General features: G+C 64.7%; 14 protein-coding genes. 12 read left to right on the forward strand and 2 right to left on the reverse strand.

From position 1 onward, the window contains the following. Window positions 1–3 precede the first annotated feature (3 nt). Both F6X40_RS00690 and F6X40_RS00695 read right to left on the reverse strand, forming a co-directional pair. Window positions 4–798: a PP2C family protein-serine/threonine phosphatase gene (locus tag F6X40_RS00690; RefSeq protein ID WP_187626494.1), complete on the reverse strand. Its 795-nt coding sequence runs from the start codon at window positions 796–798 to the stop codon at window positions 4–6. 34 nt (window positions 799–832) lie between these two features. Beyond that, window positions 833–1609, reverse strand: coding sequence for a hypothetical protein (locus F6X40_RS00695; RefSeq protein ID WP_187626495.1), 777 nt, complete (start codon window positions 1607–1609; stop codon window positions 833–835). 783 nt (window positions 1610–2392) lie between these two features. On the opposite strand from F6X40_RS00695, the gene tssA reads away from it, so the two are divergent. The 12 genes from tssA to tagH all read left to right on the forward strand — a co-directional run bounded on the left by tssA (window position 2393) and on the right by tagH (window position 17488). Then, window positions 2393–3424: a type VI secretion system protein TssA gene (tssA, locus tag F6X40_RS00700; protein ID WP_187626496.1), complete on the forward strand. Its 1032-nt coding sequence runs from the start codon at window positions 2393–2395 to the stop codon at window positions 3422–3424. 93 nt (window positions 3425–3517) lie between these two features. Next, complete coding sequence (tssB, locus tag F6X40_RS00705; RefSeq protein WP_184031811.1) at window positions 3518–4018, forward strand: type VI secretion system contractile sheath small subunit; 501 nt, start codon at window positions 3518–3520, stop codon at window positions 4016–4018. A 25-nt stretch (window positions 4019–4043) separates the two neighbouring features. Then, window positions 4044–5540: a type VI secretion system contractile sheath large subunit gene (gene tssC, locus F6X40_RS00710; protein WP_184062841.1), complete on the forward strand. Its 1497-nt coding sequence runs from the start codon at window positions 4044–4046 to the stop codon at window positions 5538–5540. Between the two features lie 45 nt (window positions 5541–5585). Continuing rightward, window positions 5586–6074 carry an Hcp family type VI secretion system effector gene (locus F6X40_RS00715; RefSeq protein ID WP_184031795.1) on the forward strand — a complete coding sequence of 163 codons (489 nt, stop codon included), beginning with the start codon at window positions 5586–5588 and terminating at the stop codon, window positions 6072–6074. 95 nt (window positions 6075–6169) lie between these two features. Beyond that, window positions 6170–7006, forward strand: a complete 837-nt coding sequence (locus F6X40_RS00720; protein ID WP_184062840.1) for a type VI secretion system accessory protein TagJ — start codon at window positions 6170–6172, stop codon at window positions 7004–7006. Further along, window positions 6999–7511 carry a type VI secretion system baseplate subunit TssE gene (gene tssE / locus F6X40_RS00725; protein ID WP_018422993.1) on the forward strand — a complete coding sequence of 171 codons (513 nt, stop codon included), beginning with the start codon at window positions 6999–7001 and terminating at the stop codon, window positions 7509–7511. Before F6X40_RS00720 ends, tssE begins: the two co-directional genes overlap by 8 nt. Window positions 7512–7515: 4 nt before the next feature. Then, window positions 7516–9411: a type VI secretion system baseplate subunit TssF gene (gene tssF / locus F6X40_RS00730; RefSeq protein WP_187626497.1), complete on the forward strand. Its 1896-nt coding sequence runs from the start codon at window positions 7516–7518 to the stop codon at window positions 9409–9411. Then, complete coding sequence (gene tssG, locus F6X40_RS00735) at window positions 9396–10475, forward strand: type VI secretion system baseplate subunit TssG (protein WP_187626498.1); 1080 nt, start codon at window positions 9396–9398, stop codon at window positions 10473–10475. Before tssF ends, tssG begins: the two co-directional genes overlap by 16 nt. A gap of 4 nt (window positions 10476–10479) precedes the next feature. Further along, window positions 10480–13293, forward strand: a complete 2814-nt coding sequence (gene tssH / locus F6X40_RS00740) for a type VI secretion system ATPase TssH (RefSeq protein WP_187626499.1) — start codon at window positions 10480–10482, stop codon at window positions 13291–13293. A 23-nt stretch (window positions 13294–13316) separates the two neighbouring features. Then, the gene (locus F6X40_RS00745; RefSeq protein WP_018422989.1) at window positions 13317–13706 is read left to right on the forward strand and encodes a DUF4280 domain-containing protein; all 390 of its coding nucleotides are present in this window, start codon (window positions 13317–13319) and stop codon (window positions 13704–13706) included. Window position 13707: 1 nt separating this feature from the next. After that, window positions 13708–15699: a type VI secretion system Vgr family protein gene (locus F6X40_RS00750; protein ID WP_187626500.1), complete on the forward strand. Its 1992-nt coding sequence runs from the start codon at window positions 13708–13710 to the stop codon at window positions 15697–15699. A gap of 31 nt (window positions 15700–15730) precedes the next feature. Further along, a complete protein-coding gene (gene tagH, locus F6X40_RS00755; RefSeq protein ID WP_187626501.1) occupies window positions 15731–17488 on the forward strand; it encodes a type VI secretion system-associated FHA domain protein TagH in 1758 nt (585 codons plus the stop codon). The last annotated feature ends 3 nt before the right edge of the window (window positions 17489–17491 follow it).

Below are 17491 nucleotides of genomic sequence, written 5' to 3' on the forward strand. Positions count from 1 at the left end.
GCGTTACGCCTGTGCCGGGCCGGGCATCAATTGCGTCGCCTCTGCGTCGTCGCCGACCCACACCGCGAACGCCGTGAAGTTGTCGTGATTCGTGCTGGCGCTCGCGCGCACCTGTTGCGCGAGCGCGTCGAGCCAGGCGCCGGGTGTCGCCGCATGGGCCAGCGCGTCGGCGATGCCGGCGTCGTCGGCGTACTCCCACAGGCCGTCCGTGCAGATCAGGAAAGCGTCGCCGTCATGCAGCGCGAAAGTACCGTCGACGCCCGCAATGTTGAGTGCGTCGCGCGTGCCCAGCGCCGCATACAGCACGTTGCGGCGCGGATGATGACGCATCTCCTCCTCGGCGAGCAGCCGCGCGTCGACCATCTGCTGAACCATGCTGTGGTCGCGCGTGCGCGCGCAGATCTCGCCGTGGCGGAAACAGTAGAGGCGGGTGTCGCCGCAATGGGCCCACGCGGCCGTCGCGCATTCGCGGTCGATGGCGAGCACCACGGCCGTCGAGCGCATGTCTTTTTCATTGCCTTTGCCGCGCAACTGTTCTTCGACGATGTTCTCATTGGCATGCGTGAGCGCGCTGATCAGCCGGTCGCCCGTCGGCGGCAATTCGGCAACGGTCAGGTAGCGCAAATCCGCCAGCACCGAAGCGACGACGAGGCGCGAGGCGGTGTCGCCGCCGCCGTGTCCGCCGGCGCCGTCGGCGACGACGCAATAGTAGAGCCGTTCGCTCGACCAGTCGCCGAACGAATCTTCGTTGCGCGGGCGGTCGCCCCTGTCGGTCAGGCTTGCGGTGGCAAGTTGCACCGTTGACCTCTCATATGCTCGTGGTCTGTCGAGCTCATTCCTGCGCGTGCGACTGCGCGGACAGAATGCCCAGAACCAGCAGGATGACGATGCGATTGCCCGGCGAGATGTCAATGCCAAGGCTGTGCTCGATCCATTGGCCGATTTGCGTGCGGGCGAAGTCGGCGGGTATCGAGCCTTTTTTCAGCGTGACGCCAAGCTTGCGCGCCCGGTAGTGATACGACGCGATGCCGTAACGCGCGGCCACCTGCGACAGACCGCCTTTCTCGTTCGACAGCCAGCCGAGACTGCCGGCGAGCAGCATGCGGTCGGCGTCGTCGAGCGAAGCAATGAAATGCGACGCGGAGTCGCGTACCTCGGCTTCGTGCAGACCGTATTGCAACAGGACCGAGCCGATCGGATCGGGATGAAAAGCCGTTTGCCGGTCGATTTCGAGCATCACGTCGCCTTCGTCGAGCGACACGTTGCGCTGATGGCTCGCGCTGCGCAGACAGTCGATCAGATAGCGGCGGAAATAGGCGCACACGGCATGGCTGGTCGACGGCGCGCTGTGCAGCGGGAAGGTGGGCAATGCCGTCGGCGCGGTATCGAAACGGAACACCTTGAGATAGAGGAACTGCGAGATCAGTTCTTCCTTGTCCTCGCCCAGCGCCTGCAATTCCGACGGATGGTAGCCGGTCAGCGCGCGGCGCACGATCGTATAGATCGACGCCATTTCGTCGTGGCTCAGGCAGGTGCGGCGTTGCCACAGGTCGGGCAGTGCGCTTTCTCCAGCGTGGTCGGCAATTGCAGCGCTTTGGATATCTGCCACTTTTCACCCCGAGGTGGTGAGCCCCGCTTCTTAAGGGCGGAGCCCGGCTGCTGACACTACCCATTTCGCCGCGTGTGTGGTGCGCCGGTTTTCTGTCCCCAATGAATCCGGCACTCGCTTTGCCGCCATATCGGGCAGATTGCGTATGCCAAACGCTTGCAATACCGGCAATTCCGCCGTGCAACCGGCGCGTGATTGGAAAACAGACTTAGTCTATTGGCACGTTTTATATATTACAAGGTAAAACTTAATATGTTATTCACCGCTGCGGCGACGGGTTCTATCGCTATCAGGACTAACCCTAAACGCAACGTAAGCGCTTACCGGCAACCCGGAAAGGTCAAATTTTTTAAAAAATCCGGGCACCTGATTCGTTTACCCAGATGTCGGGCGATCCCGCCAATCGACCGTCCTGAAAGGGCGCGCTGGTGAGGTCGTAAGACGACTGTCGGGGCTTGTGATTGTAATGGTGCCGGAACGAAAAGGTTAAAACTTCTTAAGTGTTTATGGAGTTGAATGGTATTACATATACTGTTTCGCTTAATTAAACAAAATCCGTTTCTATTGCTATCCGGCTTTGATTTTCCGGGCTGCGTGCTATTCTCATATCGGATTGCCGCCGAGAAAGGACAACGCTCGCTAAAAACATCGCAATAGCTGGCGAAGGCAATCTAATCAGAGTTAACACGTATTTCCGGGAACGCTGATTCCCGGCGGGCAAGGGCAACCCGTACCGGTCACTTACGGTGCGTCGAGACTACTCATCCGAGACCGATACCAGACATGGCCACGCTTCTCGCGGGCGAAATGCTTGCCGACATATCAGCTGCCAGTCCATGCGGGGACGACCTCGAGTACGACCCTGACTTCCTTGCGCTCGAGCAGGTCGTCCACGGCAAGCCGGAGGTGCAGTTCGGCGAGACCATGGTCGCCGCCACGCCGCCTGACTGGAAAGTGGCCGAAGCGCTGTCGCTCGATCTGCTCGCAAAAGGCCGCGACTTGCGCGTCGCGGTACACCTGGCGCGCGCGCTACTCAATCGCCGTCGTTTCGCCGGCTTCGCCGAGGGCCTCGCACTCGTCGAAGGCCTGCTCGAACAGCGCTGGGACCATGTCTATCCACAGCTCGATCCCGACGACGACAACGATCCGACCGCCCGCGTCAACGCGCTCGCCGCCCTCGTCGAACCGTCCGGCATGCTGGTGGACGTGCGCGACGCACCGCTCGCGTCGTCGCGCGCGCACGGTGGCGTCAGCTTGCGCGACATCGAATATGCGACCGGCGAAGTGCCGCTGCCCAAGGGCGTCGAGGCGGCGTCGCTGAGCTCGATCGACGCGGTGATCGCCGACGCCCACGAAGACGCCGCTGAAGCGCACACTGCCTTGCTCGCGGCCACGCATAGCGCGATGCGCATCGAGACGGTATTGACCGAGCGTGTCGGCGCGGCGCGCTCCATCGATCTGTCGCCGCTATCGAGGCTGCTGCGGCGTGCAGCCGACTTTCTCGGCGAACGTCTCGACGTCCCGGGCGGAGCGCCGCAAGCATCGCCGAACGGCGACGTGACCCCGGGCGAAAGCGCCGGCGCGGCGCCGGCACCCGTGCCGCTGTCCGGCGACATCACGGACCGTCAGGACGTGATCCGCATGATCGACAAGATCTGCGCGTACTACGAGCGTCACGAACCCTCCAGCCCGTTGCCGCTGCTGCTGCGGCGCGCGCGCCGGCTGGTCGACAGGAACTTCATGGAAATTCTGCAGGACCTCGCGCCCGAAGGCGTGCGCCAGGCCAGGCAGGCCGGCGGTATCGAAAACGAGTAAGCAGTCAGGCGGGGATGGGCTTTTTCGCTTCTAGCAACGCCAGTCATGCGGCGCGCTGCTCGCGGCCGTGCGGCGTCAACCAGGGGAATGGTCGTGGCCAAGGAAAGCAGCCAGAAATTCATCGCGCGCAATCGAGCGCCGCGAGTTCAGATCGAATATGACGTCGAAGTCTACGGGTCGGAGAAAAAGGTCAATCTGCCCTTCGTCATGGGCGTGCTGGCCGATCTCTCCGGTCAGCCGGCGGACCCGCTCGCGCCGGTGGCGGATCGAAAGTTTCTCGAGATCGACGTCGACAACTTCGACGAGCGTCTGAAGTCGATGAAACCGCGCGTCGCCGTGCAGGTGCCGAACATGCTGACCGGTCAGGGCAACCTCGCGGTCGACATGACCTTCGAGAGCATGGACGACTTTTCGCCCGCGGCGGTCGCGCGCAAGGTGGACGCGTTGTCGAAGCTGCTGGAGGCGCGCGGCCAGTTGCAAAACCTGCTGACCTATATGGACGGCAAGACCGGCGCCGAGGAGCTGATCGCGAAACTGCTCAACGATCCTGCGTTGCTGCAGTCGTTGGCGTCCGCACCGAAGCCGCAGCAATGAGCGTGATCTACAGGGGAGTCTGACCATGGCTGAACCTAGCACCCAAGGGCAAGCGCAACCCGGCGAGGCGTCGCTTGAAACGAGCGATTTCGCGAATCTGCTGCAAAAGGAATTCAAGCCGAAGAGCGAGAAGGCGAAGGAAGCCGTCGAGACGGCGGTGCGCACGCTCGCCGAACAGGCGCTGCGCGATACGAACGTGATTTCGGGCGATGTGCTCGCGACGATCGAATCGCTGATCGCGCAGATCGACGAGAAGCTGACCGCCCAGATCAATCAGATCATCCATTCGGAAGAGTTCCAGAAAGTCGAGAGCGCGTGGCGCGGCTTGCACTATCTGGTCAACAACACCGAGACGGACGAGACGTTGAAGATCCGCGTGATGAACGTATCGAAGGGCGATCTGTACAAGACGCTCAAGAAGTACAAGGGCACCGCGTGGGATCAAAGCCCGATCTTCAAGAAGCTCTACGAAGAGGAATACGGCCAGTTCGGCGGCGAGCCGTATGGCGCGCTGGTGGCTGATTATTACTTCGACAACGGCGGGCCCGACGTCGATCTGCTGACGCAGATATCAAAGATCTCGGCCGCCGCGCATGCGCCGTTCATCGCCGGCGCCGATCCCGCGGTGATGCTGATGGATTCATGGCAGGAGCTGGCCAATCCGCGCGACCTGACGAAAATCTTCCAGACGCCTGAGCATGCCGCGTGGCGCTCGCTGCGCGAATCCGAGGATGCGCGCTACGTCGGTCTCGCGATGCCGCGTTTTCTCGCGCGCGCGCCGTATGGCGCCAAGACCAATCCGGTCGAGGAATTCGATTTCGAGGAAGACACGGCCGGCGCGGACAGCGGCAAATACGCATGGGCCAATGCCGCCTATGCGATGGCGACCAATATCAACCGCTCGTTCAAGATGTACGGCTGGTGTTCGCGGATTCGCGGCATCGAGTCGGGGGGCGCCGTCGAGAACCTGCCGGTGCACGCGTTCCCCACCGACGACGGCGGCATCGACATGAAGTGCCCGACCGAAATCGCCATTAGCGATCGCCGCGAAGCCGAACTCGCGAAGAACGGCTTCATGCCGCTCGTGCACAAGAAGAACTCCGATTTCGCCGCCTTCATCGGCGCGCAGTCGCTGCACAAGCCCGCCGAGTTCGAAGACCCCGATGCCACCGCGAACGCGAACCTGGCCGCGCGTCTGCCCTACCTGTTCGCCTGCAGCCGCTTCGCTCACTACCTGAAGTGCATCGTGCGCGACAAGATCGGCAGTTTCAAGGAGAGGGACGACATGCAGCGCTGGCTGCAGAACTGGATCCTTCAGTACGTCGACGGCGATCCGGCGCACTCGACGGAAGAGTCCAAGGCACGACGCCCGCTCGCGGCCGCCGAGGTGGTCGTCGAGGAAGTCGAAGGCAATCCCGGTTATTACACGTCGAAGTTTTTCCTGCGTCCGCACTACCAGTTGGAAGGCCTGACCGTATCGCTACGGTTGGTTTCGAAGCTTCCGTCCGCCAAGGCGGCATGACGGAAATCCCCATTCAGTGACGAATTGCTTTGAGCGGAGAAGAAGATGGCCATCGACATGTTCATGAAGCTGGGCGATATCAAGGGCGAGTCGCAGGACAAGACCCACAAGGAAGAAATCGAAGTGCTCGCGTGGAGCTGGGGCATGAGCCAGAGCGGCACGATGCACATGGGCACGGGCGGCGGCGCCGGCAAGGTGTCGGTGCAGGACCTGTCATTTACCAAATACAGCGACAAGGCGAGTCCGCCGATCATGGCAGCCTGCACCAAAGGCACGCACATCGACACGGCGTTGCTGACGGTGCGCAAGGCAGGTGGCGACAATCCGCTCGAGTACTACAAGATCACGTTGAACGGCGTACTGATCAGCTCGTATTCGACCGGCGGCTCGGGCGGCGAAGAACGCTTCACCGAGAACGTCACGCTCAACTTCGAAAAATTCCATGTCGAGTACCAGCCGCAAAACGCGAAGGGCGAGAAGGAAGGCGGGGTGGTCGAAGTGAAATGGAACATCCCCGCCAACGCCACTACCTGATCGGCTGAGCGCAAAGGGCGACTGCACTGCGGCGGTCCTGCCGTCGCAGTGCGGCGGCGGGTGGGACGACTCGAGCCAGACCGGAGCGAACCGGCATGAACGCAGAAGAATGCTTGCGCGAAGGCGATCTGGACGGATGTCTGCGCGAATTGCAAAAACAGGTTCGCAAGGATCCGTCGAAAGCCGCCTATCGCGTCTTTCTATTCCAGTTGCTCGCGGTGACGGGCGCCTGGGATCGCGCATTGACGCAACTGAACGTCGTCGGCGAACTCGACGCGGCCGCGTTGCCGATGGTGCAAACCTATCGTGAAGCGTTGCAATGCGAGGCGCTGCGCGAAGCGGTTTTCAAAGGCGAGCGCGCGCCGCTGATCTTCGGCGAGCCGACCGGCTGGCTTGCGTTGCTCCTCGAGGCATTGCGGCTCGACACCGCGGGCGATAGCGGCGCGGCGGCCGCCGCGCGCGCGCGGGCGCTCGACGAGGCACCCGCCAGCGCCGGCGCATTGAATGGCGAACCGTTCAGGTGGCTCGCCGACGCCGACAACCGGCTCGGCCCGACACTCGAAGCCGTGCTGAACGGCCGCTATTACTGGATTCCTTTTTCGCGCATCAAACGGATCGAAATCGAGCCGCCGTCCGACCTGCGCGACCGCGTCTGGATGCCGGCCGTTTTCACGTGGGCCAACGACGGCCAGGGCGCCGGTCTGATTCCCGCCCGCTATCCGGGCACGCTCGCCGAGCCGAATCGAGCGTTGTGGCTCGCGCGCCTGACCGAATGGATCGGTGACGATCCCGTGCTCGCGCGGCCGGTGGGACAGCGTATGTTCGCCTCCGATGCGAACGACTACGCGCTCTTCGACGTGCGCACCATCGAACTGACGAGCGGCGACGCGCCTGCCGAACAGGACGGCGCGGCCGCTCCGGATCATGGCTGAACTGACCGCGCGTGATCGCCTGCAACCGTCGCTGCTCGACCGGCTGACCGATCTCGAACCGGAGGCGAAGCAGGAAGCGCGCGAGCGGCGCGTTCTGTCGATGCGCGCGCTGCGCGAGAGCGTGCAGCGCGACCTCGGTTGGCTGCTGAACGCGAATGGCCTCGCGTCGGTGCAGGATCTGAGCGGCTATCCGTATGTCGCGACCTCCGTGATCAATTTCGGCCTGCCGGACATTGCCGGCAAGACCGCCTCAGGCATCGATCCGTCGCGGCTCGAGCGGCTCGTGCGCGATGCGATCTGGGCGTTCGAGCCGCGCATTCTGCGCGACACCGTGCGGGTCAGTTCGATGCAACTCGAAGAGACGACCGGGCGCCACAACACCGTGTCGTTTCTGGTGGAGGGCGATCTGTGGGCGCAGCCGTATCCGGAGCGGCTCTACTTCAGGACCGAACTCGACCTGGAAGTCGGCGAAATCCGCGTGATCGACCAGGGCGGGCCGCGCTGAAGCCATGAATCCAGACCTGATCAAATACTACAGCCAGGAACTGCAGCATCTTCGGGAGATGGGCGGCGAGTTCGCGCGCGAATTTCCGAAGATCGCCGGGCGCCTCGGACTGGAAAACCTCGAATGCGCGGACCCCTACGTGGAGCGTCTGCTCGAAGGCTTCAGTTTCCTCGCGGCGCGCGTGCAACTGAAGATCGACGACGAGTTTCCGCGCTTCACCCAGCATCTCGCGGAGCTGGTGTACCCGCATTACCTCGCGCCCACGCCGTCGATGGCCGTGGTGCAGATCCAGCCGGACCTGACCAGCTCCAATCTCGCGGACGGCGTGCGGGTTCCACGCGGCAGTACGCTGCGCAGCGTGCTCGACAAGAACGGCTCGACGCGCTGCGAATACCGCAGCGCGCACGAACTGAAGCTTTGGCCGCTCGAAATCACGGAAGCGCGGTTTTTTACGCACGCGGGCTCGCTCGGTGGCATCGACAGCGCGCTGCCGGCGAGCATGGCGGCGGGCGCCGCTATCAAGGCCGGCCTCAGGCTGCGCTTACGCGCCACCGCTGGTCTGAGAATCAACCAGCTGAAACTCGACCGGCTGACGCTGTATCTGCGCGGCGCGGACGGGATGGCCACGCGTATCCACGAGCGTCTGCTCGGTTCGGTGAGCGGCGTCGTCGTGATGCCGGCCAAACGTCCGGCGTCCTGGCATGTGCAGTTGCCGGCGAGCGCGCTGCGGCCGCTCGGGTTTGCCGACGATGAAGCACTGCTGCCGGTCAGCCGGCAGTCGTTCCAGGGCTACCGGCTGTTGCAGGAGTATTTCGCGTTTGCGCAGCGCTTCATGTTTCTCGCCATCGACGGTTTGCACGCGGCGTTGCGGCGTTGCGCGGACAGCGAAATCGAAGTCATCGTGTTGCTCAAACGCGGTGATCCGCTGCTCGAACAATCGCTCGATGCCAATAATTTCGCGCTGCATTGCACGCCCGCGATCAATCTCTTTTCGCGGCGTACCGATCGCATCGCGCTGTCGGACGAACAGTTCGAATATCACGTGGTGGCCGACCGCACCCGGCCGATGGACTTCGAGATCTATCAGATCGAGAGTGCGACCGGCTATAGCGCGGGCGCCGGGGGCGAGCAGCGCTTCGAGCCGTTCTATCACGCGCGCGATCTCGGCGCGACGTATCGCGCCGGCGCGTACTACCAGGTGCGCCGCGAAAAACGGCTGCCTTCGGCGCGTCAGCATGAGCGCGGCCCGCGCACGAGCTACCTCGGCAGCGAGATGTTCATCGCGCTGGTGGACGCGAGCAATGCGCCGTTTCGCGCTGACCTGCGGCAACTCGGCTTGCAGGTGCTGTGCACGAATCGCGACCTGCCACTGACGATGCCGGTCGGCGTCGGCCCCGCCGATTTCACGCTCGATGTCGAAGCGCCGGTGCAGAGCGTGCGCTGCGTGAGCGGCCCGAGCCGGCCGCTGCCGTCGTATGCGCACGGGGCCGTGGCGTGGCGGCTGTTGAGTCACCTGTCGTTGAACTACTCGTCGCTGCTCGATAACGATGCACAGGAGGGCGCCCGCGCGCTGCGCGATCTGCTGAGTCTCTACTGTCCCGCCGACGAGATCGCGAGTCAGCGGCTGATCGAGGGCGTGCGCTCGATCGATTCGCGCTCGGTGACGCGACGCTTGCCGGGCGCGGGACCGATCGTATTCGGCCGCGGTCTCGAAGTGACGCTGACGCTCGACGAAGCCGCGTTCGAAGGCGCCGGCGCGTTTCTGCTCGGTGCCGTGCTCGCGCAATATTTCGCGCAATACGTATCGATCAACTCGTTCACCGAGACCGTCGTGAAGACGCTGTCGCGCGGCGAGATCATGCGCTGGCCAGCGAGGGTCGGACAATGCCGGACGCTCTGACACTGTTGCGCCGGCTCGAAGACGATGCGCGCCGCTTCGACTTCTTCCAGGTCGTGCGGCTGCTGGAGAACGCGTATGCGGACAAGCCGCGCGTCGGCGAGTCGATGCAGCCGCGCGACGATGCGATCCGTTTCGTGCAGGAGCCCGAACTGGTTTTCCATCCGACCACGCTCGGTGACTTCACCCCGGCCGGCGAGCATCACGCCGCGCGCCTCGCGGTCAAGTTCTTCGGCCTGCTCGGGCCGCATGGTCCGTTGCCCACCCATCTGACCGAGTACGCTCGCGACCGCGCCCGCAACGCGAACGATCCGACCTTCGCGCGCTTTCTCGATGTCTTTCACCACCGGATGGTGTCGCTGTTCTATCGCGCGTGGGCCAATGCGCAACCGGCCGTGAGTCTCGACCGTCCGGGGCGCGATCGCTTTTCCTTTTATGTCGGCAGCGTGTTCGGGCTGGGCGAGCCGACGCTGCGCGAGCGCGACGCGGTGCCCGATTTCGCCAAACTGCACTTCGCCGGATTGCTGGGCGGCCCGACCCGTCCGGCCGCCGGTTTGAAACTCGTGCTGGCGCGCTTTTTCAACCTGCCGGTCGACATCGAGCAGTGGGTCGGCCATTGGATGACGCTGCCCGCGAATTCGTTGTTGCGCCTGGGCGCAGCGGACGGTTCGGCCGCGCTCGGCGTGTCGACGCTGCTCGGCGCGCGAGTCTGGGATTGCCAGCATAAATTCCGCATCGTCATCGGACCGTTGAGCCGCGCTGATTACGAGCGCTTCCTGCCGGGCGGCGAGAGTCTGAAGCGCCTCGTCGACTGGGTGCGCAATTACTCGCGCGACGGGCTCGATTGGGATCTCCGGCTGGTGCTGAAACAGGAGGCGGTGCCACGCCTGAAGCTCGGGCGCCACACGCGGCTCGGTTACACCACGTGGACGCTCGGCCACCCGGCGCGCGGCGATCAGCGGCAGCTGGTGTTGCGGCCGACCGGTCCGGACGGCCGTTCACGGATTGCCGTGGCGGCCCGCGAGGTGTCCGCGGGGGCGCCGCCATCGACATCATCGAGGGAATAGAGAAATGGCCGAGATCAAACGGGCAGCGTTGTTCGGCAAGCTGAACAAGCTCGGATTCCGCGCAATCGAGAGCGCGAACGTGTTTTGCAAGTTGCGCGGCAATCCTTATATCGAGCTGTCGCACTGGTTCCACCAGATCCTGCAACTGCAGGACTCCGATCTGCACCGCATCGTCAAACACTACGGGCTCGAGCCTTCCGCGTTGGCGCGCGATCTGACCGAAGCGCTCGACCGTCTGCCGCGCGGTTCGGCTTCGGTGACCGACATCTCGTCGCAAGTCGAGGAGGCGGTCGAACGTGGCTGGGTGTTCGGCTCGCTGATGTTCGGCGAGTCGCAGGTGCGTACCGGCCATCTGGTGGTCGGCCTCCTGAAGACGCCGTCGCTGCGCAACGGGCTCTACGGCATCTCGCGTCAGTTCGAGCGCATCAAGCTCGATTCGCTCGTCGACGAATTTCACAGCCTGCTGCGCGAGTCGCCCGAAGCGGCGCTGAGCGCGAGCGATGGTTTTCAGGCGGGCGGCGCGCAGCGCGAAGGCGGCGACGCGGACACCACGGGCGGCCCGGTGCCGGCCGCCGCGCTGGGCAAGCAGGAAGCGCTGCGGCGCTTCACCACCGATCTGACCGAACAGGCGCGCAACGGCAAGCTCGACCCGATCGTCGGGCGCGACGAGGAAATTCGCCAGGTGATCGACATCCTGATGCGCCGCCGCCAGAACAATCCGATCCTGACGGGCGAAGCGGGCGTCGGCAAAACCGCGGTGGTCGAAGGCTTCGCGCAGCGCATCGCGGCGGGCGACGTGCCGCCGTCGCTGCACGACGTGCAGTTGCGCACGCTCGACGTCGGTCTGTTGCAGGCGGGCGCGAGCATGAAGGGCGAGTTCGAGAACCGCTTGCGGCAGGTGATCGAGGAAGTGCAGGCCTCGGAAAAGCCGATCATCCTGTTCATCGACGAAGCGCACACGCTGGTCGGCGCGGGCGGGGCGGCCGGCACCGGCGACGCGGCGAATCTGCTGAAACCGGCGCTCGCGCGCGGCACGCTGCGCACGGTGGCCGCAACCACGTGGGCCGAATACAAGAAGCACATCGAGAAGGACCCCGCACTGACGCGGCGCTTCCAGGTCGTGCAGGTCAGCGAGCCGGACGAGACCCGCGCGATCCTGATGATGCGGGGTGTCACCTCGACGATGGAGCAGCACCACAAGGTGCAGGTGCTCGACGAAGCGCTCGAAGCCGCGGTACGTCTGTCGCATCGCTACATCCCGGCGCGGCAGTTGCCCGACAAGGCGGTCAGCCTGCTCGACACCGCCTGCGCGCGCGTGGCGGTCAGCCAGCATGCGACGCCCGCAGCGGTCGACGATTCGCGCAAGCGGATCGTCGCGCTCGAAACCGAGCTGGCGATCATCGGCCGAGAAAGCGCGGTGGGCGTCGACACGCGGGAGCGTGAAGCCGCCGCGGCGGAAAAGCTCGCCGCCGAACAGGCGCGTCTCGCCACGCTCGACACCCGCTGGCAGGCGGAAAAACAACTGGTGACGCGGATTCTCGCGCTGCGCGCGCAACTGCGGGGCGAGACCGGCAAGGTGGAAGGCGCGGCGCAAGCCAGCCGCACGAACGAAGCGAACGAAGCGAACGAAGCGAACGAAGCGAACGAAGCGAACGAAGCTGCGAACGGAACGGTAAACGAAACAGCGGCCACCGGCGCGACTGACAACCTCGCCAGCGACACCGCGACGCGCGAAGCGCGGCTCGCCGAACTGCGCGACCTGCAGGCGCAGCTCGCGCAGCATCAAGGCGAAGACCCTTTGATCCTGCCGACCGTCGACCAGCAGGCGGTCGCCTCCGTCGTGCAGGACTGGACCGGCATACCGGTGGGCCGGATGGTCCGCAACGAAATCGAAAACGTCCTGAAGCTCGCGGAGAACCTGAACCGGCGCATCATCGGCCAGGCTCATGCGACGGAGATGATCGCGCGGCGCATTCAAACTTCGCGCGCGGGTCTCGACAATCCGAACAAGCCGATCGGCGTGTTCATGCTCGCCGGCACCTCCGGAGTCGGCAAGACCGAGACCGCGCTGGCGCTCGCCGAGGTGCTGTATGGCGGCGAGCAGAACGTCATCACGATCAACATGAGCGAGTATCAGGAAGCGCATACGGTGTCGTCCCTGAAGGGCGCGCCGCCCGGCTACGTCGGCTACGGCGAAGGCGGCGTGCTGACCGAGGCGGTGCGCCGCCGTCCATACAGCGTGGTGCTGCTCGACGAGGTCGAGAAGGCGCATCCCGACGTCCACGAGCTGTTCTTCCAGGTGTTCGACAAGGGTTGGATGGAAGACGGCGAGGGCCGCGTGATCGACTTCAAGAACACGCTGATCCTGTTGACCACCAATGTCGGCACGGATCTGATCACGAGCCTGTGCAAGGACCCGGAGCTGATGCCGGAGCCGGAGGGTATTGCGAAAGCGCTGCGCGAGCCGTTGCTGAAAGTGTTTCCGCCGGCCTTGCTGGGGCGCGTCGTGGTCATTCCGTACTTTCCGCTGTCCGACGAGATGCTCGGCGCGATCATCCGGCTGCAGCTCGGCCGGATCGAGAAACGCATCCGCGTGTCGCACAAGATTCCGTTCAGCTACGACGACGACGTCGTGAAGCTGATCGGCAGCCGCTGCACCGAACTCGAAAGCGGCGGACGCATGATCGACGCGATCCTGACCAACACGCTGTTGCCGCGCATCAGCACCGAGTTTCTGACGCGGATGATGAACGGCAGCGCGGTCACGAAAGTGCAGATCGGCGCGCGCGACGGTGAATTTCTCTATACGTTCGATTGATCGAAAGGGGAGGATGCCTTCTTATGCCGCAACAAGTCAGCATGGGCGCGACGCTGCAATGTTCGTTCGGCGCGGCGCCTTCGACGCTCGTGGTGTTGCCGGTCAACCGGGTGATGGGCGAAGGGCCGCCCGCGGCCAACATCATGGATCACATTCCGCTCGTCAATATCATGCCGTTCGGCGTGTGCAGCTCGCCCGCCAATCCGACCGTCGCCGCCGCGACGGCGGCGGCGTTGGGCGTGCTGACGCCGATGCCGTGCATTCCGGCCACCATGACGCCGTGGACGCCGGGCGCGCCGACCGTGCTGCTCGGCAACCAGCCGTCGCTCGACAACGTGTCGACCTGCATGTGCAACTGGGGTGGCGTGGTCACGATCGTCAATCCGGCGACAGTCAAGACGATGATTCCGTGACATGACCACGCAAAACCCGAACCGACACGTCACCGTCAGTTGCGCGCCTGCCGGCGAGGATCTGCTGTTTCTGCATCTGAGCGGCACCGAGGAGTTGGGGCGCCTGAGCGAATGGCGGCTCGATCTGCTTGGCAAGCGCAACGATCTGCAGGCCGGCGATCTGCTCGGGCATGACATCTCGATTGCGCTGTCGTTGCCAGAGGACGGCGAGCGGCAATTCAACGGGATCGTCACGGCGTTCCGGATCGTCGCACCGGGCGACAACACCCGCAACCGCATGGCGCGCTATGAAGCGGTGGTGCGTCCGCGGCTGTGGCTGCTCACGCGCGCGTCGCACAGCCGCTTTTTCCATGAAAAGAGCGTGCTCGATATCGTGACCGGCGTGCTGCAGGACTACAACATCGACGTCAGCAATAAATGCCAGGCGACCTATCCGCCGCTGCAGCACTGCGCGCAATACCGGGAGACCGATTTCGCCTTCGTGAGCCGCCTGATGGAGCACGAGGGCATGTACTACTACTTCGAGCACAAAGGGGGCAAGCACACGCTGGTGTTGACCGATTCGAGCGACGTTCACGGACCGATCGAACACTATGCGTCGATTTCTTACGACGCGTGGTACGAGCCTTCGAATGAGAAGGAATGCGTGTATGCGTGGAGTTCGGGCGCGGAATTGCAGACCGGCAAGTACGAAGTCAACGACTACGATTTCGAAAAGCCCACGTTGAGCAACCAGCAAGGCCTGCTGTCGCGCGCGACGCGGCCGAAAGTCTACGATCCGCCGGTGTACGCGATGCAGGAACATCTGAGCGGCCACGCGCAGTCGAGCGATGGCGACCGCTATGCGAAGGTCGGTATCGAGATCCGTCAGGCGCGCAACGACAGCATTTCGGGCCGATCGAGCGCGCGCGGCATCAGGCCGGGCGGTCAGTTCAAGCTCGAGAATCACGCCTGCGATGCGCAGAACCACGAGTATCTGGTGGTCAGCGCCGCGTACGAGATCAATTCGGATGTCTATGTGTCGACGGTGCGCCACGATCCTTCGCTGCCGCTCTTCGACTGCGCGTTCACCGTGTTGCGCAAGGAAAACCACTTCCGCTCTGAGCGGCTGACGCCGCAGCCGGTCGTGGCGGGCCCGCAGACCGCCATGGTGGTCGGCCCGGACGGCGAAGAAATCCTCACCGATAAATATGGCCGCATCAAGGTGCAGTTTCATTGGGAGCAGTTCGCTCCGCCGGCCGATGCCGACGCGCGCATGAAGCGGTGCTGGGTGCGGGTGTCGCAGAGCTGGGCCGGCAAACGCTGGGGCACGTTCTTCTTGCCGCGGATCGGTCAGGAGGTGGTCGTCGAGTTCGTCGAGGGCGATCCGAACCGGCCGCTCGTGACCGCTTGCGTCTACAACGCGAACACGATGCCGCCGTACGAACTGCCGGCCAATCAGATGTTCTCGACGCTGAAGAGCAATTCGACCAAGGGCGGCAGCGGTTTCAACGAAATGCGTTTCGACGACGACAAGGGCAGCGAGCAACTGTTCTTCCACGCCGAGAAGGACCACGAGACCTGGGTCAAGAACGACATGCTGAGTAACGTCGGCAACGACCGGCATCTGAAAGTGACCGGCAACGAGTTCGTGGCGATCACCGGCGCGCGCCACGACGCCGTGACGGGCGACCAGAACGCCCAGGTCGATGGCAACGCGTCGCTGAAGGTCGGGCAGAAGTTGCAGGAAAAGGTCGGCATGGACTATGCGATCGACGCCGGCATGAATATCCACATCAAGGCCGGCATGAACATCGTGATCGAAGCGGGTGCGAGCATTACGCTGAAGGCGGGCGGCGCCTTCGTGGTGGTCGGGCCGGTCAGCGTGGCGGTGTCGGGCACGCCGATCCTGCTCAATTCGGGCGGCTCGGCGGGCTCCGGCAGCGGCTCGTCACCGACCGCGCCGAGCGCGCCCAAAGACGCCGACGACGGAACCAAAAAAATCAAATCGTGAGTGATGCACCTGACCGCTCGTGGGGAGCCAAGTGAACTATCCGATTCTTTCGCTGCGGGTTGCGCGATTCAACGACGAGACGCTGGCCGAGCCGATCGCGATCGCGTTCGGCCCCGCCGGAGGCACGATCGGCCGGGCCAACGACTGCACGCTGGTGCTGCCCGATCAACAACGCGCGATCTCGCGCGTTCACGCGCGCGTCGAGTTTCGCGGCGGCGACTATCTGCTGTGCGATCTGGGCAGCAATCCGAGCGTGCTGAATCAGCGCGCGTTGGGCGGCACGCGCGAGGCGCGGCTCGCGGACGGCGACCGTCTGCTGATCGGACCGTATCTGCTCGAGGTGTCGATCGGCGAGCAGGCGGCCGGCGTGCGCGGTCTGACGGGCGGGCGTGATCCGCTGAGTGCCGCGCAGGTGCTCAGTGGACCGTTGCCGGCCGATTCGCAAGGCGACGCGTTGCAGATGGGCGCGCTCGATCCACTCGGCCAGCCGGGCTTCGGCGAACCGCAGCGGATCTCGTCGGGTCCGGGCTTTGCGGGCTCGGAAAGCGATCATGTGTCGCCGGAGTTGCAGGCGTTTTCGGCGCCGCAAGCGTCCCGGCCCGATCCCGGCCGGCCTGCCACACCCACGGGCGGTATTCCGGCGGACTACGACCCGCTCGCGGAGGCGTTGGCGCAATGGGAAACGCCCGGGCAGCCGGGCAGCGGCTCGCCGGCCGCGCCGCATCCTTCGCACGAGTTGCCGGGGTGGCCCACTGCGCCCGCGCCGGCGGCCGCGCCTTTGGGCGGCCCGACCGGCTTGCCGCCGGGATTGCTCGATCCCGGCGCGGCAGGGTCGGCGGCGACACCGTTCGATGATCTGTTCGGGATACCAACAACGCCGTCGACGCAGTTTGCGCTATCGACCCCTTTGGCTCCCGTGGTGCCGGTGGTCGTGCCGGTGGTCGCGCCGCAGGCCGCCACCGCGCGGGTGGCTGTGCCTGGCGCGGCGCCGGGGCCGTCGTCCGCTGCGCAGCCCGCTTTGGAGCCCGCTTTGGAGCCCGTTGCGCAGCAGCTTCAGCAGCCGGCTCCGTCCGCGGGCCCGATCACGTCAGCGCCTGCCATGCCGGCGCCGACCGCCCAGCCGGCCCCGGTTCGCCACGCGGCCGCCGCCACTTCCGCGAGCCAGAACCCGGCCACCCTGCAGGCGCTGCTCGAAGGCCTCGGCCTCGATCCGTCGCGCGCGCCGAACCTGCCCGAAGCGGAGTTCGCGCGTCTGATCGGCACGATGCTGCGCGACGCGCTGCGCGGCACGATGGGCGTGCTGCGCGCGCGCTCGATGACCAAACGCGAAGCCCGTCTCGACACGACGATGATCGTCGCGCGCGACAACAATCCGCTCAAGTTTTTCCCGGACGTCGACAGCGCGCTGGCGCAGATGCTGACTGGCCGCTCGGCCGGTTATCTGCCGCCCGACGAGGCGCTCAGGCGCGCCTTCGACGATATCGAGGCGCACGAGCTCGCGGTGCTCGCCGGCATGCGCGCGGCGCTCGCGCACGTGCTCGGACGCTTCGATCCCGCTTCGATCGAAGCGCAGCTGAAAGACTCCGGTGCGCTCGAAAAAGTGCTGTCCAACCGCAAGGCGAAACTGTGGGATCTGTTCGTCGCATTGCAGGGCGCCGTCGCGCGCGAAGCCGACGACGATTTCCAGAAGCTCTTCGGTCAGGCGTTCAATGACGCATACGAGGCCCAGATCGACGAACTGCGCGCGGCCCGCGAGCGTCAGCCGAAGCATCCCGCCGGTCCCACCTAGAAA

This window comes from Paraburkholderia sp. UCT31 (assembly GCF_014397655.1).
GTDB lineage: Bacteria > Pseudomonadota > Gammaproteobacteria > Burkholderiales > Burkholderiaceae > Paraburkholderia > Paraburkholderia tuberum.